Source organism: Tsuneonella deserti, assembly GCF_014644315.1.
GTDB classification, from domain to species: Bacteria; Pseudomonadota; Alphaproteobacteria; order Sphingomonadales; family Sphingomonadaceae; genus Tsuneonella; species Tsuneonella deserti.
On record NZ_BMKL01000001.1, the window covers coordinates 1686932 to 1707149 of the forward strand.

General features: G+C 65.9%; 22 protein-coding genes. 8 read left to right on the plus strand and 14 right to left on the minus strand.

The features are described 5' to 3' along the window. Window positions 1-30: 30 nt before the first annotated feature. From IEW58_RS08105 to hisB, 9 genes are all read right to left on the minus strand, one after another. Window positions 31-405, minus strand: a complete 375-nt coding sequence (locus IEW58_RS08105; protein WP_188644653.1) for a histidine triad nucleotide-binding protein — start codon at window positions 403-405, stop codon at window positions 31-33. Next, on the minus strand, window positions 405-722 hold the full coding sequence (locus IEW58_RS08110) for a phosphoribosyl-ATP diphosphatase (protein WP_188644654.1): 318 nt from the start codon (window positions 720-722) through the stop codon (window positions 405-407). Before IEW58_RS08110 ends, IEW58_RS08105 begins: the two co-directional genes overlap by 1 nt. A gap of 40 nt (window positions 723-762) precedes the next feature. Further along, entirely contained in the window at window positions 763-918 is a 156-nt protein-coding gene (locus IEW58_RS08115) for a PEP-CTERM sorting domain-containing protein (protein WP_229658511.1), read from the minus strand. A gap of 73 nt (window positions 919-991) precedes the next feature. Further along, a complete protein-coding gene (gene hisF, locus IEW58_RS08120; protein ID WP_188644655.1) occupies window positions 992-1750 on the minus strand; it encodes an imidazole glycerol phosphate synthase subunit HisF in 759 nt (252 codons plus the stop codon). Window positions 1751-1760: 10 nt separating this feature from the next. Then, entirely contained in the window at window positions 1761-2489 is a 729-nt protein-coding gene (hisA, locus tag IEW58_RS08125) for a 1-(5-phosphoribosyl)-5-[(5-phosphoribosylamino)methylideneamino]imidazole-4-carboxamide isomerase (RefSeq protein ID WP_188644656.1), read from the minus strand. Between the two features lie 36 nt (window positions 2490-2525). Then, window positions 2526-3677, minus strand: coding sequence for a glycoside hydrolase family 130 protein (locus tag IEW58_RS08130; protein ID WP_188644657.1), 1152 nt, complete (start codon window positions 3675-3677; stop codon window positions 2526-2528). Further along, complete coding sequence (locus tag IEW58_RS08135) at window positions 3674-4447, minus strand: SDR family oxidoreductase (protein ID WP_188644658.1); 774 nt, start codon at window positions 4445-4447, stop codon at window positions 3674-3676. The genes IEW58_RS08130 and IEW58_RS08135 overlap by 4 nt, the downstream gene beginning before the upstream one ends. Before the next feature lie 55 nt (window positions 4448-4502). Then, window positions 4503-5132 carry an imidazole glycerol phosphate synthase subunit HisH gene (gene hisH / locus IEW58_RS08140; protein WP_188644659.1) on the minus strand — a complete coding sequence of 210 codons (630 nt, stop codon included), beginning with the start codon at window positions 5130-5132 and terminating at the stop codon, window positions 4503-4505. Then, a complete protein-coding gene (hisB, locus tag IEW58_RS08145; protein WP_188644660.1) occupies window positions 5125-5718 on the minus strand; it encodes an imidazoleglycerol-phosphate dehydratase HisB in 594 nt (197 codons plus the stop codon). The genes hisH and hisB overlap by 8 nt, the downstream gene beginning before the upstream one ends. Window positions 5719-5801: 83 nt before the next feature. Between hisB and IEW58_RS08150 the strand changes: the two genes are divergently transcribed. The 3 genes from IEW58_RS08150 (at window position 5802) to gmk (ending at window position 7525) form a co-directional block, all read left to right on the plus strand. Next, window positions 5802-6305 carry an SspB family protein gene (locus IEW58_RS08150; RefSeq protein ID WP_188644661.1) on the plus strand — a complete coding sequence of 168 codons (504 nt, stop codon included), beginning with the start codon at window positions 5802-5804 and terminating at the stop codon, window positions 6303-6305. A 35-nt stretch (window positions 6306-6340) separates the two neighbouring features. Next, a complete protein-coding gene (locus tag IEW58_RS08155) occupies window positions 6341-6781 on the plus strand; it encodes a hypothetical protein (RefSeq protein ID WP_229658512.1) in 441 nt (146 codons plus the stop codon). A gap of 63 nt (window positions 6782-6844) precedes the next feature. After that, window positions 6845-7525 carry a guanylate kinase gene (gene gmk / locus IEW58_RS08160; protein ID WP_188644662.1) on the plus strand — a complete coding sequence of 227 codons (681 nt, stop codon included), beginning with the start codon at window positions 6845-6847 and terminating at the stop codon, window positions 7523-7525. Window positions 7526-7556: 31 nt separating this feature from the next. Here the strand turns inward: gmk and IEW58_RS08165 are convergent, their stop codons facing one another. The 4 genes from IEW58_RS08165 to IEW58_RS08180 form a co-directional block, all read right to left on the minus strand. Next, the gene (locus IEW58_RS08165; RefSeq protein WP_188645844.1) at window positions 7557-8480 is read right to left on the minus strand and encodes a hypothetical protein; all 924 of its coding nucleotides are present in this window, start codon (window positions 8478-8480) and stop codon (window positions 7557-7559) included. 129 nt (window positions 8481-8609) lie between these two features. Beyond that, window positions 8610-9416, minus strand: coding sequence for an SDR family oxidoreductase (locus IEW58_RS08170; RefSeq protein WP_188644663.1), 807 nt, complete (start codon window positions 9414-9416; stop codon window positions 8610-8612). Between the two features lie 14 nt (window positions 9417-9430). Next, window positions 9431-10570 carry an acyl-CoA dehydrogenase family protein gene (locus tag IEW58_RS08175; RefSeq protein WP_188644664.1) on the minus strand — a complete coding sequence of 380 codons (1140 nt, stop codon included), beginning with the start codon at window positions 10568-10570 and terminating at the stop codon, window positions 9431-9433. 4 nt (window positions 10571-10574) lie between these two features. Continuing rightward, a complete protein-coding gene (locus IEW58_RS08180; protein ID WP_188644665.1) occupies window positions 10575-11759 on the minus strand; it encodes an acyl-CoA dehydrogenase family protein in 1185 nt (394 codons plus the stop codon). Window positions 11760-11931: 172 nt separating this feature from the next. Between IEW58_RS08180 and IEW58_RS08185 the strand changes: the two genes are divergently transcribed. The 5 genes from IEW58_RS08185 (at window position 11932) to IEW58_RS08205 (ending at window position 17838) form a co-directional block, all read left to right on the plus strand. Further along, a complete protein-coding gene (locus IEW58_RS08185) occupies window positions 11932-12789 on the plus strand; it encodes an SDR family NAD(P)-dependent oxidoreductase (protein ID WP_188644666.1) in 858 nt (285 codons plus the stop codon). Continuing rightward, complete coding sequence (locus IEW58_RS08190; protein ID WP_188644667.1) at window positions 12786-14213, plus strand: MFS transporter; 1428 nt, start codon at window positions 12786-12788, stop codon at window positions 14211-14213. Before IEW58_RS08185 ends, IEW58_RS08190 begins: the two co-directional genes overlap by 4 nt. 70 nt (window positions 14214-14283) lie before the next feature. Beyond that, complete coding sequence (locus IEW58_RS08195; protein ID WP_188644668.1) at window positions 14284-15576, plus strand: acyl-CoA dehydrogenase family protein; 1293 nt, start codon at window positions 14284-14286, stop codon at window positions 15574-15576. An 85-nt stretch (window positions 15577-15661) separates the two neighbouring features. Beyond that, window positions 15662-16750 (plus strand): Zn-dependent alcohol dehydrogenase, encoded by a 1089-nt coding sequence (locus IEW58_RS08200; protein ID WP_188644669.1) that lies wholly within the window; start codon window positions 15662-15664, stop codon window positions 16748-16750. Continuing rightward, a complete protein-coding gene (locus tag IEW58_RS08205; RefSeq protein ID WP_188644670.1) occupies window positions 16747-17838 on the plus strand; it encodes a phosphotransferase family protein in 1092 nt (363 codons plus the stop codon). Before IEW58_RS08200 ends, IEW58_RS08205 begins: the two co-directional genes overlap by 4 nt. On the opposite strand, the gene IEW58_RS08210 is transcribed toward IEW58_RS08205, so the two are convergent. Beyond that, entirely contained in the window at window positions 17835-20210 is a 2376-nt protein-coding gene (locus IEW58_RS08210) for a S8 family peptidase (RefSeq protein WP_229658513.1), read from the minus strand. The genes IEW58_RS08205 and IEW58_RS08210 overlap by 4 nt on opposite strands. Between the last annotated feature and the right edge of the window lie 8 nt (window positions 20211-20218).

Consider the following 20218-nt stretch of genomic DNA (forward strand, 5'->3'; position numbering starts at 1 on the left):
GGCAACCTGCCGAAAGTCAGCCGGTGCCGCTCAGCCGACCATCCGTCCCAATGGCCGCCCGCCAAAGATGTGCGCATGAAGGTGAGGGACCTCCTGACCGCCGTTGCGACCGATGTTGTAGAGCACCCGATATCCAGCCTCCACCAGCCCGGCCTCACGCGCCACGTGGCCGATCGCCCGCGCGAAACCGGCAATCTCGGCGTCGGATGCCTTGGCCGAGAAATCGTCCCAGCTGACATAATTACCCTTCGGCACAACGAGAATGTGGACCGGCGCCTGCGGTGCGATGTCGTGGAACGCCAGGGTCCATTCGTCCTCGTACACCCTGTTCGCCGGGATTTCCCCCCGCAGGATTTTCGCGAAGATGTTGGCGTCGTCGTAAGGCTGCGTCGGGTCGATCGGCATCAGGCGCTCCGGCTGGCTTTCTCGTCGAGGCCCGAGGTGCCTTCGCGGCGATCGAGCTCGGCAAGCACTTCGGCGAGGGGCACGTCCTTCGCGGCAAGCAGGACGAGCAGGTGGAACAGGACGTCGGCAGCTTCCCCGACGAGATCGCCGCGTTCCGGCCCGAGCGCGGCAACGATCGCCTCCACGGCTTCCTCGCCCAGCTTTCGGGCAATTACGGGAAGGCCGCGCGCGTGAAGCTGCGCGACATAGCTCGAGCCAGGCTCACCCGAAGCGAGGCGGGCGGCGATCGTGTGCTCGAGGCGCAAGAGAGTGTCCATCGCCGCCGCATGGCCAAAGCCCCACGGCAAGGTCAAGCGATCAGTCGCGCTTCCCGCGCGCGCTGCGCCTGCCCACGATCACCCCGAGCACGCCCAGGCCGAACAACGCCATCGCCGACGGTTCGGGCACCGCCGCCCCTGCCGCCAGCGCCGGGGTGGCGAAACCAAGCAACATCAAGGAAATCGCGAACTTCACGCCGGCGATGAGAGCGCTTCCGGCCGAGTCTTGCCAATGCCCACGAGAGAGCTGTCCCGCAGGGGGACGCAACTCAGGCGCGGGCTGCAAGCCCGGCGGCGCGCAAAGCATCGTGCGCTTCCGCCACGGAATGTGTGCCGAAGTGGAAAATGGATGCGGCCAGCACCGCGCTCGCATGGCCTTCGGTTACCCCCTCGACGAGGTGCTCCAGCGTTCCCACGCCGCCGCTGGCAATGACGGGGACGCTGACCGCGTCGGCGATCGTGCGGATCAGCGCCAGGTCATACCCCGCCTGCGTGCCGTCTCCGTCCATCGACGTGACCAGCAGCTCGCCTGCCCCGAGTTCCGCCAGCCTGATGGCATGCCGGACGGCATCGACCCCGGTCGCTCTCCTGCCGCCATGAGTGAAAATCTCCCACCCTTCGCCGCTGCGCCGCGCATCGATCGAGGCGACGACGCACTGGCTCCCGAAGCGGGCGGCGATCTCGGCCACCAGCTCGGGCCGTTCGACGGCCGCGGAGTTGACCGCGATCTTGTCCGCCCCGGCAAGCAGTAACGCCCGTGCATCCTCGACGGAACGCACGCCGCCGCCGACGGTGAGCGGCATGAAGCAGACCTCGGCTGTGCGCCGCACCACGTCGAGCAGCGTGCTGCGTCCTTCGTGAGTGGCGGAGATATCGAGAAAGCACAGCTCGTCCGCTCCGGCGGCGTCATAGGCTTTCGCCTGCTCGACGGGGTCTCCGGCGTCCTTCAGGTCGACGAAATTCACGCCTTTGACCACGCGTCCGTTGGCGACATCGAGGCAGGGTATGACGCGGATGCGAACGGTCATGCACGGACCCTCATGCCTTGTTCGCTATCGCGATCGCGGTGGCAAGATCGAGACGCCCGTCATAAAGCGCCCGGCCGGTGATCACACCCTCGATCCCTTCGCTGGCGTGCAAGGCGAGCATGCGGATGTCGTCGAGGCCCTTGACCCCGCCGCTGGCGATGACCGGAATGTCCACCCGCCGAGCGAGATCGACCGTGGCGTCGATGTTGCACCCCTTGAGCATCCCGTCACGACCGATGTCTGTAAACAGCAGCGAAGCCACGCCCGCGTCCTCGAACCGGCGCGCCAGATCGACCGCAGGCATGTCCGAAACCTCGGACCAGCCTTCGGTCGCCACCATGCCGTCCCTGGCATCGACCGCCACCACGATCCCGCCAGGAAAGGCGGCCGCCATATCGCGCACGAAATCGGGATCCTTCAGCGCAGCGGTGCCCATGACGATGCGCGATACGCCGAGCTCGAACCAGGCGACGACCGCCTCGGCCGTGCGAATGCCCCCGCCGAGTTGCACATGCCCGGGAAAAGCCTCGACGATCGCCTCGACCGCGGAACGGTTCTCGGCGCGGCCTGCAAAAGAACCATCGAGGTCGACCACGTGCAGGTGCTCGGCGCCGGCCTCCGCGAAGAGCATCGCCTGGGCGACGGGATCGTCACCGTAGACGGTGGCCCGCGCCATGTCGCCTTCGGCAAGGCGGACCACCTGGCCGGACTTCAAGTCGATGGCTGGGAAGACGATCATTTCACGCGCGGTAAAGCCAGCCGTTGTTCCGCGCAATCATTCAGGCGTCGGTACGAACGCGTCCTTCGGAATATGGGTTATCCGGCAAGCCAGGTCCGCTTCGCCGCTTGCGACTATGAAATGATCGGCCTCCTCGACGATGCCGGTAGTGAACACCACGTCACGGACATACATCTGGTCTTCGAGCGGAACCGTCAGTTCGGGCGATGCCTCGAGCAGGGGAGGATGGCTGGTCGCAAGCACCTTCCATGGCTGCTGGGGGTCGAGCAGTGACCAATAGGTGCGGTAGATGCCCACGATCTCCTTCGGCTCCACCCCGTGCCACAAGGTCAGCCAACCGCGTTTCCCTGCCACTTCGGTCAGTATGGGAGGCGTGCCGCCGCCTATGCGAGCGGTGGCGGCAGTGCCTGCGTGAGGGCGGATCGCGGGTTCGATATGCGGCTTCCAGTGCAGCGCATCCGGGCTGGTGGCGTGGTTGATCGAGGGCCCGGCGTGCCACGGACTGCCCGGGGGATAGGCGAAAAAGAGCGCGCCAAGCGGGCGGGTCTGGGCCCAGTAGCGATCGCCGATAAGCCCTTCGAAGATCAGCATGTCCTTGTTCTGGTGATCGAGGACGATGCCTTCGAAGTGCCAATCAAGCGCTTCATTCGACGTGTATAGCGTAGTGGAATGACGTTCGGGGCTGACCGAACAGGTGGTCATCAGGTATTTGCCGTTCACCAGGCTGATCCGCGCGTCCTCCACCCCGTAGCACTGGTAGCTGCCCTGCGGCGCGATCGCCTTGTCGTAGTGGATCGCAATCCGGGTCAGCCCATCGGGGCTCAGCTCGACCGGCAGGAGCCACGACAGCGAAGTCAACGCCATGACCTTCCAGCCATAACCAGTCAGCTCGAACTTGCGCGGGTCGGCGGTATTGGCAAACTGGAGCGGCCAGGGATCGAGCACGAAGCGCCCCCCGCCGTCGCCGTCCCAACGGATGGCATGGACATTGCCCTCCCTGATCGGCTCGCGGAGGGCTTCCGCGATCCGCACCATCATCAGGAGATTGCCGTTCGGCAGCCGGGTAAGCGCCGGATTGAACGCGCCGAGGACGTAGGTTTCGGCATCCAGATGCCCGGCGAGCGGCGAGCGTGAAAGGTCGATGTCGTCCGGGGTGAGGACGAGGCGATCAACGGCGAACTGAGTCATTCTTCTTCGGACACCCGCTGCGAGACCACGATCTGCTGCACCACTGCCCGGCGGGGCTGGGTGAGCATGAAATGGACTCCGACGGCGATGTCCTCGGCACGGAGCATCTTTTCCGCGTTGATCATCTCACGCTGCTTGTCGGCCGGGATGTCGGGGTACTGGAAGTCAGCCCCGGTCAGCGCGGGTTCGACGAAACCGACCTTGATGCCCTTGGGGCCAAGCTCCTTGCGCAGCGCTTCGGCAAATCCCGCGATGCCCGCCTTGATCCCGGCATAGACGGGGCCGCTGCCGCCCAGCTCGTGCGCGCTGACCGACCCGACGAGCACGAGGTCGCCCTTGTCCTTCATGTGCTGGGCCGCGCGATGCGCGCCGGCGAGGTAGGCGGTGAAGTCGGTGGCGATGGCATAGCGGAGGTCGTCGGCGCTCATTTCGGTCAGCGCGTCGATCGGGATCGCCGCGTTCATGATCGCGATGTCGTAGCTGCCGAGCTTCTTCTCGGCCTCGTCGAAGAACCGGTCGAGTTCCTCGCGCCTTGCAAGGTCGAGCGCGACGCCGCTGCCCTTGCCCACTTCGTTGATCCGTTCGAGCCCGTCGGCCAGGTGCTGCTCGTCACGCCCGCAGGTGAAGATTTCCACGCCTTCACTGGCCAGCAGGACGGCGGTTGCCCGGCCGATGCCGGTGGTTCCCCCGGTGATGACGGCCTTGCGCCCTTTCAGCGAGGGCATCTCGGTGTGGGCGTCGGAAAGGTTCTTCGGATCGGCTTCGGCCATGCGCGGTACTCCTTCGCGCAAGAGACGCCCTGGCTCGCCCGCCCGTTCCCGTTCCTCAGGGTCGCCAGGACAAAAAGCGCTCCAGCAGCGACAGGCCGTACGACTGGCTTTTCTCCGGGTGGAACTGCACGCCAAGGATATTGTCGCGCGCCACCGCCGCCACCAGTCCGCCACCGTGATCGGTCATGGCGGCGATATTCTCGCCCTCTTCCGGCACGAAATGATAGGAATGAAGGAAGTAGGCTTCCCCGCGCTCCACCAGCGCAGCCCCGTCGCGGTGAGGCATGGGCAGCACGTCGTTCCAGCCCATGTGCGGTATCTTGATCGCGGGATCGGTGCGTTCGATCGGCAGGACGTCGCCCGGAATCCAGCCAAGGCCGGCGGTGGTGCCATGCTCGACTCCGCGGGTGGCGAGGAGCTGCATGCCCACGCACACGCCAAGGAACGGTACGCCCGCTTCCAGCACGCGGTCTTCCAGCGCCTCGACCAGGCCGGGAACGGCGGCAAGCCCCTCGGCGCAGGCCTTGAAGGAGCCCACGCCCGGCAGCACGATCCGCCGCGCCCCCCTGACGATGTCCGGATCGGCGGTGACGTGGACGTGGTCCGCCCCGGCGGCCTTCAGTGCGTTGTTTACCGAGTGGATGTTCCCTGCGCCGTAATCGATCAGGGCGATCGCTTCAGCCACCGAGCTGTCCCTTGGTGCTCGGCACCGAGCCGCCCTTGCGCGGATCGAGCTCTGCCGCGGACCGCATCGCGCGGGCGAAGCCCTTGTAGATCGCCTCGCAGATATGGTGGTTGTTGCTGCCGTAGAGCAGTTCGACGTGCAGGGTGATCCCGCAGGCCTGGGCGACCGAATGGAACCAGTGCTCGACCAGTTCGGTGTCCCATTCGCCCAGCTTTTCCTGGCTGAAGCCCGCCCGCCAGACGAGGTAGGGGCGCCCCGAGATGTCCAGCGCGACACGGACCAGCGTCTCGTCCATCGGCGAATAGGCCTGGCCGTAGCGGCCGATGCCGCCCTTGTCGCCGAGCGCCTGCAAGAGCGCCTGGCCGAGCGCGATCGCGCTGTCCTCTGTCGTGTGATGCTGGTCGATGTGCAGGTCGCCCTCGACCTTCATCCGCAGGTCGATCAGCGAATGCCGGCTGAACTGCTCGATCATGTGGTCGAGAAAGCCGATCCCGGTGGACACTTCGTAGGCACCCGTGCCGTCGAGGTCGACCTCGACCCGGATGGCTGTCTCGCTGGTGTTGCGTTCGATCAGGCCTCTGCGCATGGGCAGGCGCTATACGCGCGGGCCGGCGGCGCGCAAGCATTCCCGCTTGACCGGGCGGCGCCTCGCCGCCACCAGTTGTGAGGATGACCGACGACACGCCCGACAGCCTGATCCCTTATGACGAGATCGTGCAGGAAGCCCTGCGCGCAGTGGTTGGCCGCGTGCTGGGCGAAGTGGAACAAAGCGGCGGAACGCTGCCGGGGAATCATCACTTCTACATCACTTTCAAGACCGGTGCGCCCGGGGTGATCATCCCGCCTCACCTGCGCGAGCGTTTTTCCGACGAGATGACGATCGTGCTCCAGAACAAGTTCTGGGACCTGAAGGTGGGAGAGGATGGCTTCTCGGTAGGGCTGACCTTCAACCAGATTCCGGCAAAGCTGGAAATCCCGTTCGGCGCGATAACCGCGTTCGTCGACCCTGCGGTGGATTTCGGCCTGCAATTCCAGGCCACCGTCGCCGATATGATGCCTGAAACGCATGACGAGGCGGAAAACGACGGATCGGAACGCGGGGGCGCGCACGCCGTTACCGAAAGCGATGACGGCTCGAACGTCGTCACGGTCGATTTCGGCCGCAAGAAATAGCCTGGCGGCCGGACCGCCTTACACAGGGAGCGGTCATGGTTCGCAAATCAGCCCGTAAAAGCACCGCCAAGGCGCCCGAAGCCTCGGGCAGTGTAACCGACGCCGGCGGCAAGGCGATCGCCACCGCCACGGGCGAAAGCGACAAGGTTTTCGGCCCCAGCCCCAATCCGGCCACCAACTTGATCATTCAGGACGTCGCCATGCGCGCCAGCGGCCGGCTGATGCGGCACACGGTGGAAAAAGGTCTTCTTCGTGGTCGCTATGGCGGGCACGGGGCCAAGGCCATCGTTGAAAACCGCTCGATCGCGCAGACCGTCGTTACCGGACTGCTTGCCCGGTACGCGACCCGTTCCATTCCCGGTGCGGTGCTGATCGGCGGCGGCCTGGTGGTGAAGACGCTTTACGATCGCAGCCGCAGCAAGCGCGAGGCCAGGCGATCGGGCGACAGGACCATCGCGAAGATGGCCAAGGACTGAGCCGGCTGGCTTTCCTCGCCAGAAGGGGTTGATTTGTTAAGGTCGGCTGGCGCAGGTGCGCACATGGCCGGTGAACACGCTCTCCCCAATGCACTCAGGCGGCGCGGCCTGATGTTCGTCCTCTCGTCACCCTCGGGGGCGGGGAAGACGACGATATCGCGCATGCTCCTGGCCGCCGATCCCGAGATCAAGCTTTCGGTCTCGGTCACCACCCGTCCGATGCGCCCGGGGGAGCGCCACGGGGTGGATTACCACTTCGTCGACGACGCGGAGTTCGACCGGATGGTCGAGGACGATGATTTCTACGAGTGGGCGCATGTCTTCGGCCACCGCTACGGCACGCCCAAGGGGCACATCCGCGCGGCGCTGAAGGAGGGGCAGGATTTCCTGTTCGATATCGACTGGCAGGGTACGCAGCAGCTTATCCAGAAGGACAAGCAGGACGTGGTGCCGGTTTTCATCCTGCCGCCGAGCATCGACGAGCTGAGGCGACGGCTTGAAGCCCGCGCCCAGGACAGCGAGGCGGTTATCCAGGCGCGAATGGACCGCGCCCGGGCCGAGATCAGCCACTGGGACGCCTACGATTACGTGGTGATCAACGACAGCGTGGATTTGTGCTTCGCGCGGGTGCGCGAAATCCTCCATGCCGAGCGGATCAAGCGCCGGCGGCAGACGGGAATTATCGATTTCGTCCGCGAGCTGATGGGCCAGTCCGCTGTGACCACGGTGGCGGGGCCGGCCTGATCGACCGGCCTGACCGGGCCCTCCCCGACCCTTAGCCGCCGATCAGCGATCCGATAAGCTCGCGCCCGTCGGTGTGGGCGACGTTGAAGATCAGCACCACCTCTTCGCGCCCGGGTCCTGCCAGCGTGCCGACAAACTTGCCCTTGAAGCCATTGGTGGCATCGTTGATGTCACCCGCGAAGGCGCCGCCCGTCCCGATCGTGGCGGAAATGGGCAGGACCGCGCGCAGCACCGGACTGCCGTTCACGGTTTCGAAGACGCGAATCGTGCCGGCGATCTTCTTGGTGCTGGCGGTGAGTGTCAGGGTGCCAGGCTCGGCGGTGAAGACTCCCGGCGGAGTTACGCCGGTCTTGCCGCCGGCAACCTGGGCCGTGCCTGAATAAGCGCGATCCGCAGTGATATCCCCGGTCGCGGTGACAGGGTTGAAAAACAGCGAAACGCGAAACCCATGCAGGGTACCCGACTTCGTGTCGAGTACGAAGGGCTGCGTGCTTTCGTAGGTGACGCGCAGGACATGGTGGAACGGCAGTTCCATCACCAGACCGTCGGTCCCCTTGCGGTAAGCGCGGCGAGTGGCCTCGGCAGTCTTGAGGTCGGCCGCGCCGAAGCTCGTCAGCGTGGCGTTGTCGGGCCAGGCGAACTGGGCGCTTTCCGGTGAGACCGTGTAGGTGATCTTGCTCGCACCGTCGCGGCGCGAGCCGTCGCTCCAGGTTTCCGCCCCGCCTGTCGGCGTGAAGTAGGCATAGCTGTAGGATGTATTCGCGGCGTTTGCAGTAAACGCCTTGGTGAAGTCGAACACCACCGCGGTAGGCGTCGGGGTCGGCGTCGGGGTTGGCGAGGGAGTCGGAGTGGGCGTGGGGGATGGCGTGGGAGACGAATCGCCGCCGCCGAAACACGATGCCAGCATGAGGGAGAGCGCCGCCGCCCCCGCGAGATTGACGAACTTGCTACGCACGATGACCCCGATTCCCGTCGATTGCCCGGCCTGCTCCCGTGCAGGCCTCGAACGGCGAATAAACCCGCGCGCCGGTTCCGCAAGTGATTTGCGGCGACCGGCGCGGCGGGAACAGGTCCTCGCTGGGGTCTAGAGGCCGCCGGCCGGATCGGCGAAGTGGGTCGGCAGATGGGCGTTCACGATACCGCCATCGACGGTCAGCGTCTCGCCGATGGTGTAGTCTCCCGCCCGGCTGGCCAGATACACCGCGCTGCCGCCCATGTCGTACTTGTCGCCGACACGCTTGTTCGGGATGCCCTGGGCGGATTTTTCCGTCTGGTCCCGCGCAACCTTGTTCATGTTCGACGGGAAGGCGCCCGGCGCGATCGCGGTCACGTAGACGTTATCCTTCACCAACCGCGCAGCCATCCGGCGGGTCAGGTGGATGAGCGCAGCCTTCGATGCCTGGTAGCTGTAGGTTTCCCACGGGTTGATCCGCAGGCCATCGACGCTGGCGATATTGATCACCTTGGCGGGGCGCTCGGCACTCGCGGCGGCAGTCAGCAGCTTGTGCAATCGCTGGGTGAGAAAGAACGGCGACTTCACGTTGAGCTCCATCACCTTGTCCCAGCCCGCTTCGGGGAAGTCGAGGTAATCGGCGCCCCACGCGGTGCCGGCATTGTTGACGAGGATGTCGAGCTTGCTCTCGCGGCTGGAAAGTTCCTCCACCAGCGCTTCGATGCCGGTAATGGTGGAGACATCGCCCTGGATGCCGACGACGCGATCGCCCAGTTCGGCGCAGGTTTCCTCGATCTCGTGGATCTTGCGGGCCGAGATGTACACCCGGTCGATCCCGGCGGCGAGGAAGCCTTCGACGATCATCTTGCCGATGCCGCGGCTGCCGCCGGTGACGAGCGCGACGCGGCCTTTGAGGCTGAACAGGTCTTCGAGGGTCATTGGTGCAGTCCGGATCAGTAGCCGCTCAACCGCGCGACGCGGTCGGCGTGGTAGTAGACGTCGCCCATGAACTCGGCGAGCGCGCGGTCGCGCTTCATGTAGAGGCCGATGTCGTATTCGTCGGTCATGCCGATGCCGCCGTGCATCTGCACGCCTTCCTTGACCGCGAGCCCGGCCGCCTTGCCGACCTTGGCCTTGGCGACCGAAGCCATGAGGCTGGCGTTCTCCGCGCCGGCATCGAGCAGCTGCTGCGCCTTGATGACCACCGCGCGGGCGATCTCGACTTCGGAATAGAGGTGCGCCGCGCGGTGCTGGAGCGCCTGGAATTCCCCGATGAGCCGGCCGAACTGCTTGCGCTGCTTGAGGTATTCGACCGTGCGGTCCATCGCTCCGCGCGCGACTCCGACGCCTTCCGCCGCCGCGCCGACGCGCCCGGCATCGAGCACCCGGCCGAGCACTTCGCGCCCGCCGTCGACCTCACCGATCACCGCGTCGCCGTCGAGCTCCACGCCGTCGAGCGTGAGATGGCTGGCCATCGAGCTGTCGACCAGCCGAACCGAGTTGTGCCCCAATCCCGCCGCGTCCTTCGGGACCGCGAATAGCGTCACGCCCCCCTCGTCGTTATCGGCACCCGAAGTGCGCGCAGCCACCACTATCATGTCGGCGCTGGCGCCGTGGACCACGAAGTCCTTCTTGCCCGAGAGCTTGAACCCGTTGCCCGAGCGTTCGGCGCGCGTCGCGATCCGCTCGGGACGGTGCTTGGCACCCTCGTCGATGGCAACCGCGAACACGCTTTCGCCCGATACCAGGCCCGGCAGCCAGCGTCCGCGCGCCTCGTCGCTGGCCGAAGCAAGCGCGGTCGCCGCCATGACCGAACTTGTCAGGAATGGAGACGGGGTCAGGTTGCGGCCGATTTCCTCGAGCACGATGCCCGCTTCGACATGACCCATGCCGAGGCCGCCGTCGGTTTCGGGCACGAGCAGGCCGGTGAAACCCATCTCGGCCATCTGCTTCCACAGGTCGTGGCCGAAGCCGTCCTTGCAGCCCTGATCGCGCCACTTGCGCAGCTGCTTGGCGATTGCGCCTTCCTCGCCCATGAACTGCTGGGCGGTTTCGGCGAGCATCGCCTGGTCGTCGGTATGATACAGCGGCATCGGATCAGGCCCCCGGGAGTTCGAGAATACGCTTGGCGACGACGTTGAGCATGACTTCGCTCGTGCCGCCTTCGATCGAGTTGGCCTTTGTCCTTAGCCACGCGCGCGGGGCCGCGCCGCCGCGAGTCTCCTCGCTGTCCCATTCGAGCGCGGTCGATCCGCCGGCGGACATCACCAGCTCATGCCGCCGCTTGTTGAGCTCGGTACCGGCGTATTTCATCATGTTCGAATAGGCCGGGTGCGCCTTGCCCACCTTGACCTCGTCGAGGAACTTCTCGCCCATCGCGCTGAAGGCCAGCGCATCGACATCGAACATCGCGAGCTCGGCACGCAGGACCGGGTCGAGTTCGCCTCCGGCCTGGCGGGTCAGGGTCGCGCCGATGCCTGCGCCGCGTTCGGAGCTGTCGGCGCCGGAAATCATCTCGCGCTCGTGGCCGAGCAGGTACTTGGCGACGTCCCACCCGCGATTGATCTCGCCCACATAGGCCGGAATGCCGTCGCCGTATGACTTGGGCACCTTCACGTCGTCGAAGAAGGTCTCGCAGAACGGGCTGTTGCCGCTGATGAGGAGGATCGGCTTCGTCGCGACACCGGTGCTCTCCATGTCGAAGAGCATGAAGGTGATGCCCTGGTACTTGTTCGCCTTGTCGGTGCGGACGAGGCAGAAAATCCAGTCGGCCTTGTCGGCGTAGCTGGTCCAGATCTTCTGGCCGTTGACGATCCAGTGGTCGCCCTTGTCCTCGCCAAAGGTCTGCAGGCTGACCAGGTCGGAGCCCGACCCCGGTTCCGAATACCCCTGGCACCAGCGGATTTCGCCGCGCGCGATCTGGTTCAGGAAGTGAAGCTTCTGCTGTTCGGTGCCAAAGTGCAGCAGCGCCGGGCCCAGCATCCAGATGCCGAAGCTTGAAAGCGGCGGACGGGCGCCGATGCGGGCCATTTCCTCGCGCAGCACTTTCGCCTCGGGCGGGGTAAGGCCCGCGCCGCCATATTCCTTCGGCCAGGCGGGGACGGTGTATCCCTTGTCGCGGCAGGCTTCGAACCACGCCCTTTGCGCATCGTTCTTGAAGGTCGCGTTGCGCCCACCCCAATAGACGTCATCGTCGTCGCGCACTGGCTGGCGCATCTCGGGGGGGCAGTTCGCTTCGAGCCACGCGCGCGTTTCGGCGCGGAAGGCGTCCAGATCGGCCATAGGGCAGTCTCCTCTCGTTGACGCACACGTAAGGCCGATTCACTTGCCGGGGCAAGGGTCGATTTGGAGCATACCGCATCTACTAGGATGCCGTAAGGTAAGCCGATGCACCGTTGACGAAGCGGTGCAGCGGCTTAACCTACCGCGAAACCAAAAAGGCTCGGGAGAGGCCATGCGATTCTCAGGCAAGACCGTCGTCGTCACCGGCGCGGCATCGGGTATCGGCGCAGAAAGCGCCCGTCTGTTCGCCCGCGAAGGCGCGATCGTCTACGCGGCAGACATCGACGAGGCGGGCGTGACCGCGCTCATCGAGGAGGGCGTGGGCGATATCCGTTTCCAGCACTGCGACGTCTGCTCGACCGAGGCGATCAAGGCCCTGATGGACCGCGCCGGTTCCGAGACCGGCGGTATCGACGTGGTCTTCAACAACGCCGGTGCCGGCGGGGCGCGCCCCAAGATCGACGAGATCGAACCGGACGATTGGGACCGCACGTTCGACCTGCTGCTGCGCTCGGTCGCGTTCGGCATTCGCTATGCCGTGCCGCACATGAAGGGGCGGCCCAATGCCTCCATCGTCAACACCTCGAGCGTGGCCGCGACCGGCCCGGGCTACTCGCCCACCGCCTACGCCGTGGCCAAGGGCGCGGTGCTGCACCTGACCAAGTGCGCCGCCGCCGACCTCGCGCCGCACGGGATTCGCGTGAACGCGATCCAGCCGGGCTTCATCAATACGAACATCTTCACCACCTCGCTCGAGATTCCCGAGGAGAGCAAGGCGACCGCCAAGGCGATGATCGCGCAGATGTCGTCCAACGCCCAGCCGGTGAAACGCGGCGGACAGCCGCGCGACATCGCGGAAGCGTGCGCCTATCTCGCCAGCGAGGCGGGCAGCTTCGTCAACGGCGCCTCGCTACTGGTGGATGGCGGTCTCACCGTCGGTTCCCGCCATACCTGGGATCCGGAAGAGCCGGGAATGATGGGCGCACTTCAGGCGATGGAAGAGCAGGCTGCGGCACAGGCGGGCGCATGATCCCCGTACAGGGCCGCGTCCCGACGCGGCTGGCGCTTGCCAACGGGCTCGGCAGCGTCGGTTACGGCATCAAGGACAACGGTTTTTCGACCTTCCTGCTGTTGTTCTACAACCAGGTACTGGGGATGGACGCACGCCTCGTCAGCCTGGCGCTGCTGATCGCCCTGGTGTTCGACGGGCTGATCGATCCCGTCGTCGGTCACATCAGCGACCGGACGAACACCCGCTGGGGCCGCCGCCTGCCCTATCTTTACGTCGCGCCTTTCTTCCTCGCGGGATTCTGGGTGCTGCTATGGTCACCCGTCGGTGCCGCCAGCTTCCCGGTGCTGCTGCTTTCGGCCATTGCCGTGCGCGCTTCGGTGGCATTCTGCGAGGTGCCTTCCGCGGCGCTGGTGGCGGAGATCACGCGCGATTATGACGAGCGCACCCGCCTCACCCGGCTGCGCTACCTCTTCGCCTGGGGCGGCGGCTTGCTCATGCTGCTGCTGGCCTATGGCGTGTTCCTGCCCAAGGCGATGCTCGCGCGTGAGGGGTATCAGCAATACGGCATCGCCGGCGCGATCCTGATTCTTGCCACGGTGCTGCTGTCGGCCCGAGGACAGCACAAGTGGGTGGCGGTCCGTCCAGAGGCGAAGGCCCCCGCCCGACCGGGCATCACGGGAGCATTCGGCGAGATTCGCGAGAGCCTCAGCCATCCGGCTTTCGTCGTGCTGATGTTCGCCATCGCCGCCGGGATAACGAGCCAGGGAATCACCTTCTCGATCTCGAATTACCTCTACCTGTTCGTGTGGCGTTTTCCCCCTCTGGCGCTGCAGCTTTACCCCTTGCTGCTGTTCGCCAGCGTGGTCGGCAGCTTCCTGTTGGTGGGCCCGCTCCAGGCCCGTTTCGGCAAGCGGGAGACCGCGATGGTCACCGCGGTGCTCGGCATGGTGTTCTGGGTCACCCCGCTGACCTTGCGCCATTTCGGCCTGTGGTGGCCGGACGGGTCGACCCCGTCGCTCACCCTGATGTTCGCGGCGACTTTCTTCTCCAACATGTTCAGCGTCATCACCAGCATCGCGCTGTCATCGATGGTGGCCGACGTGGTGGAAGCGTCGCAGGAACAGACCGGGCGCCGTTCGGAGGGGACTTTCGCCGCTGGCGCCTTTTTCGCATCGAAATGCTCTACCGGCCTCGGCATCTTCATCACGGGATTGCTGCTGAGCATGTCCGGCATGCCGAACGGCGCGAGGCCGGGCGAGGTCGCGCCCAACATCATCGACACCATGGCGATGGCCTATGCCGCCTGCGTCTTCATCTTGGCACTGGTGCTTGTGCTGATCGTTCGCCGGTTCCCGATCACGCGCGAGGGACATGAGGCCCGGCTCGCCCTGCTGGGCGAGGCGGCGCGGGCCGATCCGGATGCGATCGGCCACCATCCGTGACAACAAAAGCTCTCTTGGCGGGACCGCGCTGCTCTGCCACCAATGAATCGATTGCAAGGAAGGACTGACGATGGATTTCGAACCGACCGAACGGCAGAAGCACTGGCGCGACCGCGTGCGCCACTTCATCGACAGCCATGTCCGCCCGCGCACGGAGGAATACCGCGCGGCGCACGAAAACGACCGCTGGGGCGTGAACCCGGTCCTCGAAGAGGAAAAGGCGCGCGCCAAGGCGCAGGGCATCTGGAACCTGTTCATGCCGCCGCAGAGCGGCCGCCCGCACGTTGACGATACCTTCGAATTCGACGGGCCCGGCCTCACCAACCTCGAATACGCGCTGTGCGCCGAGGAAATGGGCCGCGTGGGCTGGTCGAGCGAAGTCTTCAATTGCTCGGCACCTGACACCGGCAACATGGAAGTGTTCCACCGCTACGGCACGCGCGAACAGAAGGACGAGTGGCTGAAGCCCCTGATGGAGGGCGAAATCCGCAGCGCCTTCCTGATGACCGAGCCGCAGGTCGCCTCGTCCGATGCAACCAACATCGAAACCCGCATGGTGCGCGATGGCGAACACTACGTCATCAACGGCACGAAGTGGTGGTCGAGCGGCGCCGGGGATCCGCGCTGCAAGGTCGCGATCGTCATGGGCAAGACCGATTTCGAGGCCAAGCGCCACCAGCAGCAATCGCAGATCATCGTCCCGCTCGATGCCGAGGGCGTGCACATCAAGCGCTTCCTGCCGGTGTTCGGCTATGACGACAGCCCGCACGGCCACATGGAAATCGTGCTCAAGGACGTGCGCGTCCCGGTCGAGAACATGATCCTGGGCGAAGGGCGCGGGTTCGAGATCGCACAGGGTCGCCTCGGGCCGGGCCGCATTCATCACTGCATGCGGACGATCGGGGTTGCGGAAGAAGCGCTGGAGAAAATGTGCAAGCGTCTCCAGACGCGCGAGGCGTTCGGCAAGCCGATCTATCAGCATTCCGTTTGGGAAGAGCGAGTTGCCCGTGCGCGGATCGACATCGAGATGACCCGCCTGCTCTGCCTCAAGGCGGCCGACATGATGGACAAGGTTGGCAACAAGGCCGCGGCGCAGGAGATCGCGATGATTAAGGTGCAGGCGCCGAACATGGCGCTCAAGATCATCGACGATGCCATCCAGGCCCACGGTGCTGGCGGCGTCTCGGACGATTTCGGCCTCGCCAACGCTTACGCCCACCAGCGCACGCTACGCCTAGCTGACGGGCCGGACGAGGTGCACGCGCGCGCCATCGCCCGCATCGAGTTCGCCCGTCACGCGCCGAACATCGGCCCGACGGGTGAGCCCGAATTCAGCTCGGGAGACCTCGCGGTAACCCGCTGATCGATCAGCATCGGGAGGGCGCCAGCCGCCCTCCCACCAGTTCAAGCACAGGAACCGCCCAACAAGGCGGACCGGAGAGACCCGCATGAAAGCCGCCGTACTGATCCAGCCCAAGCAGCCGCTCGAAATCGAGGAGCTGTCGATCTCCAAGCCGGGCCCGCATGAAGTGCTGATCCGCACCGCCGCCTGCGGTCTGTGCCATTCGGACCTCCACTTCATCGAAGGCAGCTATCCCCACGCCCTCCCCGCGGTACCGGGTCATGAAGCGGCGGGCATCGTCGAGGCGGTGGGAAGCGAAGTGCGCACGGTTAAGCCAGGCGACCACGTGGTTTCGTGCCTCTCGGCCTTCTGCGGGCACTGCGAATTCTGCGTCACCGGGCGCATGTCGCTGTGCCTCGGCGCCGAGACTCGCCGGGCGCAGCGCGAACCGCCGCGCATCACCCGTCCCGACGGCAGCATGGTCAACCAGATGCTCAACCTGTCGGCGTTTGCCGAGCAGATGCTGATCCACGAGCACGCCTGCGTGCGCATCGATCCGGAAATGCCGCTCGACCGTGCCGCGGTAATCGGCTGCGCGGTGACGACCGGCGCGGGCGCGGTGTTCAATGCAGCCAAGCTGGTTCCGGGAGAGACGGTGGCGGTGATCGGCTGCGGCGGCGTCGGCCTTGCGGCGATCAACGCGGCCAGGATCGCCGGCGCTGGGATGATCATCGCGTGCGACCCGGTCCCCGCCAAGCGCGAACTCGCAAAGGTGCTGGGCGCGACCCACGCCGTGGATGCCCTGGCTGACACCGCCGTCGAACAGGTGGTCGAGATCAGCCGCGGCGGCGTCGACCATGCGATCGAGGCGGTCGGCCGCCCCGCTTCGGCAGAGCTTGCCACCAAGGTCCTGCGCCGCGGCGGTACCGCTACGATTCTCGGCATGATGCCATTGGACTGCAAGGTTGGGCTGTCCGCGATGGATCTGCTCTCGGGCAAGAAGCTGCAGGGCGCGATCATGGGCAACAACCGGTTCCCGGTGGACCTGCCTCGCCTCGTTGATTTCTACATGCGCGGACTGCTCGATCTGGACACCATCATCGCTGAACGGATCCCGCTGACCGCGGTCAACGAAGGGTTCGAGAAGATGAAGCAGGCCGATAGCGCACGCAGCGTTATCGTGTTCGACCAATGAGCACGCCCAGCCCGGAAATCGCGGACGCAACCGCTGCTTTCACCGGCACGGTTGAGCCGAGCGAAGCCGATCACCTCGACGAGGGCCGCCTGACCGAGTGGATGGAAGCCAACGTCGAGGGCTTCGAAGGTCCGCTGACGCAGGGCAAGTTCAAGGGCGGGCAGTCGAACCCGACTTACAAGCTCTCGACGCCCAGCAAGAGCTACGTCCTGCGCCGCAAGCCGTTCGGCCCCCTGCTGCCGAGCGCGCATGCCGTCGATCGCGAGTTCAAGGTCCAGTCGGGCCTGTACAAGACCGGCTTCCCGGTCGCCCGCCAGTTCGGCCTCTGCACCGACGATGCGGTCGTCGGATCGTGGTTCTACGTGATGGACATGGTCGATGGCCGGACCATCTGGGACGGCGCCATGCCGGGTGCTTCTTCCGACGAGCGGCGCGCGGTTTACAACGCGATGGTCGATACCCTCGCCAAGCTGCACAATACCGACATCGAGGCCGCGGGCCTTTCGGATTTCGGCAAGCCGGGCAACTACTTCGGGCGCCAGGTCGATAGGTGGACGAAACAGTACCGGCTCTCGGAGACCGAAACGCTGCCCTCGATGGAAAAGCTCATCGAATACCTTCCGGCCACCCTCCCCGAACAGACGCGGACCAGCGTGGTCCACGGCGATTACCGCATCGACAACATGATCTTTGCGAAAGATCGGCCCGAAGTGCTCGCGGTTCTGGACTGGGAGCTATCGACGCTGGGCGATCCCATGTCGGATTTCACCTACCTGTGCATGATGTACGTGACCGAGAACGGCGGCCGTTCGGGGGTGATGGACCTCGACCGCAAGGCCCTCGGGATTCCCGAGCTCGAAGAAGTCGTCGAACGCTATTGCGCGGCCACCGGACGCACGGAAGTCCCGGACATGAACTGGTTCTTCGCCTACAACTTCTTCCGCCTCGCAGGCATCCTGCAGGGCATCAAGAAGCGGGTGATCGACGGCACGGCGAGTTCAGCCCACGCAAAAGCGCAGTCCGACCGCGTCGCGCCGCTCGCCGACAAAGCGTGGGAATTTGCGAGGAAAGCGGGCGCGGCGGGCTAGAACCGCTTTGCCCACTTTACCGCCACGCCCTTGTCGTCGGGCATGCTGGCAATGTTCCCGGGATCGGTCCGGTAATAAAGGCTTGCCGAAGCATCGCCGCCCAGCATCGGACCATGCCATGCCAGTTCGGTGTCGATTTCGCGTCCCTGCGGCGTCAGAGCTAGCGGCCTGGTGCCATAGGTCGTGGCCAGAGTCGCGTAGTCGTAGCCCACCGGCAGCAGCAGATTGAGGCCGCCGGATTCGACTCGCAGTGGTTGGGATACCCGCAGGCCGAGGCTGTCGAAGCGGCTCGTCACCCCCTGCTTGGTCAGGTCTGCCGACCAGCCGCGGCTGACGAAGTTCGATCCCGCGGCCACCGCGCCCACGCGGTCCGCCCGGGTCCAGCCCTGCCGCACCGCGCCGCCCAGCCGCCAACCGTCGCCCATCCGCCATGCGGCATTGGCATCGAGGAACAGCGTGTCCGCCCCGCCCCCGCCGAAGGCATCGCTGAAATACGCGCCGAGGACGGTCCGTTGTTCGCTGAGCCAGGTCAGCCCGACCGCAGTATCGACATCGCCAAAGCGCCGATCCGCGGCGAGCGAGAAGCTGCTCAGCCCCCGTGCCTCGCGCTTCCGGTCGAAGCGCCCGTCCTGGATCTGCAGGTTGCCGAGCCAGGCCTTGCCCTGTTCGCTGCTGGCGGTCAGGCCCCACTTGCCGAGTTGCCGCCGGTAGGCGACCGACAGGTCTCCGCCTTCGGCAAAGCCTTTGTCCGCGCGGGCATCGCCGGCGATCAGGAACGCTGGCCGGTCCTGCCCCTGCAACTGCGCGACCAGACCTTCGGCCCGCTCGCGGAAGGCAAAGCCGATCTGCTGGTCCGGCGCGATCTTCAGCGCCACGCGGCCGGCAAGAACCCGCGCTATCTGCGCATCCTCGCGCGAAAGGCGCAGCGGCGCGATCCATTGCGACTGACCGTGAGATCCGTCAGTGAGAGTGAACGCCATGGACAGCGCGGGTCCGACCGCAGCCACCTGGCGGGACCCGGCATCGACCGCGCCCAGCAGCTTGGGCTGCACGCTGGCGCCGCGAAGTCCCGATCCCATGTCGTAATCGTAAGCGCGCGCATACTTGTCGAGCACCACCGCGCTCAAGGCTGTGCCGGCCGTGGCGTCGCCCATCGGACTCGAAGTGACAGCCGTCGTGTCGCCCAGCGGCACCGCGGTCGTGCTGCCGGCAAGCGTGGTGGTGCCCTTGGGCGCGAAGGCGTTGGCGATGTCGAGAATGCCGCGGCCGTACGTGGTATCCGTTCCCGCGGCCCCCGCATCGCGGGCGCTGATCAGCAGCAGCTCGACCATCTGCGCGCCGGTCAGGTTGGGAAACGCCTGCTTCAGCAAGGCCACGGCACCGGAAATCTGCGGCGCCGAAAAGCTCGTGCCGGATACGAGGGTCACGAAAGTGCCGCTGGAGGTGGTCTCCGTGTAGAGCTTGCCGTCCTTGTACACGCAGCACACACGCTCACCCAGCGCGGAGAGGAAGTACTGCGCCTGGGAACCGGCCCGGTTGCTGAAGGCGGAGAACTGACCGGACTCGTTGACCGACCCGGCGATGATCACGTTCGCACCCCCGGCATTGCGCACGCCGGCGGCAAACGGGTTCGGCTGGTTCGGATCCACATCGGGATCGCTGCCGTCGCCTTCGTTACCCGCTGATACGATGATCACCACGCCCGCCGCAGTGGCGCGCTTGACCGAGTCCAGCAGCGCGCTGCTTGGCGAATCGCCACCAAGGCTGAGGTTGATGACGGTCGCGCCGGCGCTCACCGCGCGATCGATACCCGTGGCGATGTTGCGGTCGCTGAAGGAACAACCGTCTGTACCGGCGCAGCTTCCCGGCGTATCGGCCCGAAGCGCGATGATCTTCGCGCCATAGGCAATGCCGACGATGCCGGTATTGTCGCGTGCCGCTGCGGCCGTCATCGCGACCTGCGTACCGTGATCGTCGACCGCTTCCACGGTGCCGTTTCCTGCCACGTCGCGGCTGGCGCCATCGATGCGGCCGGCGAACTCGGGGCTGTCGGTATCGATCCCGGTATCGATCACTGCGATCTTTGCGCCGGCGCCGGTCACTCCGCGCGTCCACGCAGCCGTCGCATTGTGGAACTCGGGGCCATCGGAGCGCCTGTACTCGGCCGTGTCGAATGTCGCGGTGGAAGTCGTCGGCGCCGGAGGGGGAGCCGGCGTGGGCGTCGGCGTGGGAGCAGGGGTGGGCGCCGGAGGAGGCGCGCTGATCACTCCGCCGCCACCACCGCTCCCGCCTCCGCATGCGGACAGCATTGCAAGCGCGCCTAGTGCGCAGCCAAGATGCAGCCGCGGCGCGCGGCACAAGCGGGTGGTCATGTCGGTTG

Excerpts from the sequence above, each read along its gene's own strand:
- IEW58_RS08135 (WP_188644658.1), bottom strand. The coding sequence starts at position 4,447 with ATGGCCGAAGCCGATCCGAAGAACCTTTCCGACGCCCACACCGAGATG.
- IEW58_RS08205 (WP_188644670.1), top strand. The coding sequence starts at position 16,747 with ATGAGCACGCCCAGCCCGGAAATCGCGGACGCAACCGCTGCTTTCACC.
- IEW58_RS08200 (WP_188644669.1), top strand. The coding sequence starts at position 15,662 with ATGAAAGCCGCCGTACTGATCCAGCCCAAGCAGCCGCTCGAAATCGAG.
- IEW58_RS08170 (WP_188644663.1), bottom strand. The coding sequence starts at position 9,416 with ATGACCCTCGAAGACCTGTTCAGCCTCAAAGGCCGCGTCGCGCTCGTC.
- IEW58_RS08180 (WP_188644665.1), bottom strand. The coding sequence starts at position 11,759 with ATGGCCGATCTGGACGCCTTCCGCGCCGAAACGCGCGCGTGGCTCGAA.
- hisA (WP_188644656.1), bottom strand. The coding sequence starts at position 2,489 with ATGATCGTCTTCCCAGCCATCGACTTGAAGTCCGGCCAGGTGGTCCGC.
- IEW58_RS08210 (WP_229658513.1), bottom strand. The coding sequence starts at position 20,210 with ATGACCACCCGCTTGTGCCGCGCGCCGCGGCTGCATCTTGGCTGCGCA.
- IEW58_RS08110 (WP_188644654.1), bottom strand. The coding sequence starts at position 722 with ATGGACACTCTCTTGCGCCTCGAGCACACGATCGCCGCCCGCCTCGCT.
- gmk (WP_188644662.1), top strand. The coding sequence starts at position 6,845 with ATGGCCGGTGAACACGCTCTCCCCAATGCACTCAGGCGGCGCGGCCTG.
- IEW58_RS08175 (WP_188644664.1), bottom strand. The coding sequence starts at position 10,570 with ATGCCGCTGTATCATACCGACGACCAGGCGATGCTCGCCGAAACCGCC.
- IEW58_RS08105 (WP_188644653.1), bottom strand. The coding sequence starts at position 405 with ATGCCGATCGACCCGACGCAGCCTTACGACGACGCCAACATCTTCGCG.
- hisF (WP_188644655.1), bottom strand. The coding sequence starts at position 1,750 with ATGACCGTTCGCATCCGCGTCATACCCTGCCTCGATGTCGCCAACGGA.
- IEW58_RS08185 (WP_188644666.1), top strand. The coding sequence starts at position 11,932 with ATGCGATTCTCAGGCAAGACCGTCGTCGTCACCGGCGCGGCATCGGGT.
- IEW58_RS08130 (WP_188644657.1), bottom strand. The coding sequence starts at position 3,677 with ATGACTCAGTTCGCCGTTGATCGCCTCGTCCTCACCCCGGACGACATC.
- IEW58_RS08195 (WP_188644668.1), top strand. The coding sequence starts at position 14,284 with ATGGATTTCGAACCGACCGAACGGCAGAAGCACTGGCGCGACCGCGTG.
- IEW58_RS08190 (WP_188644667.1), top strand. The coding sequence starts at position 12,786 with ATGATCCCCGTACAGGGCCGCGTCCCGACGCGGCTGGCGCTTGCCAAC.
- IEW58_RS08150 (WP_188644661.1), top strand. The coding sequence starts at position 5,802 with ATGACCGACGACACGCCCGACAGCCTGATCCCTTATGACGAGATCGTG.
- hisB (WP_188644660.1), bottom strand. The coding sequence starts at position 5,718 with ATGCGCAGAGGCCTGATCGAACGCAACACCAGCGAGACAGCCATCCGG.
- IEW58_RS08155 (WP_229658512.1), top strand. The coding sequence starts at position 6,341 with ATGGTTCGCAAATCAGCCCGTAAAAGCACCGCCAAGGCGCCCGAAGCC.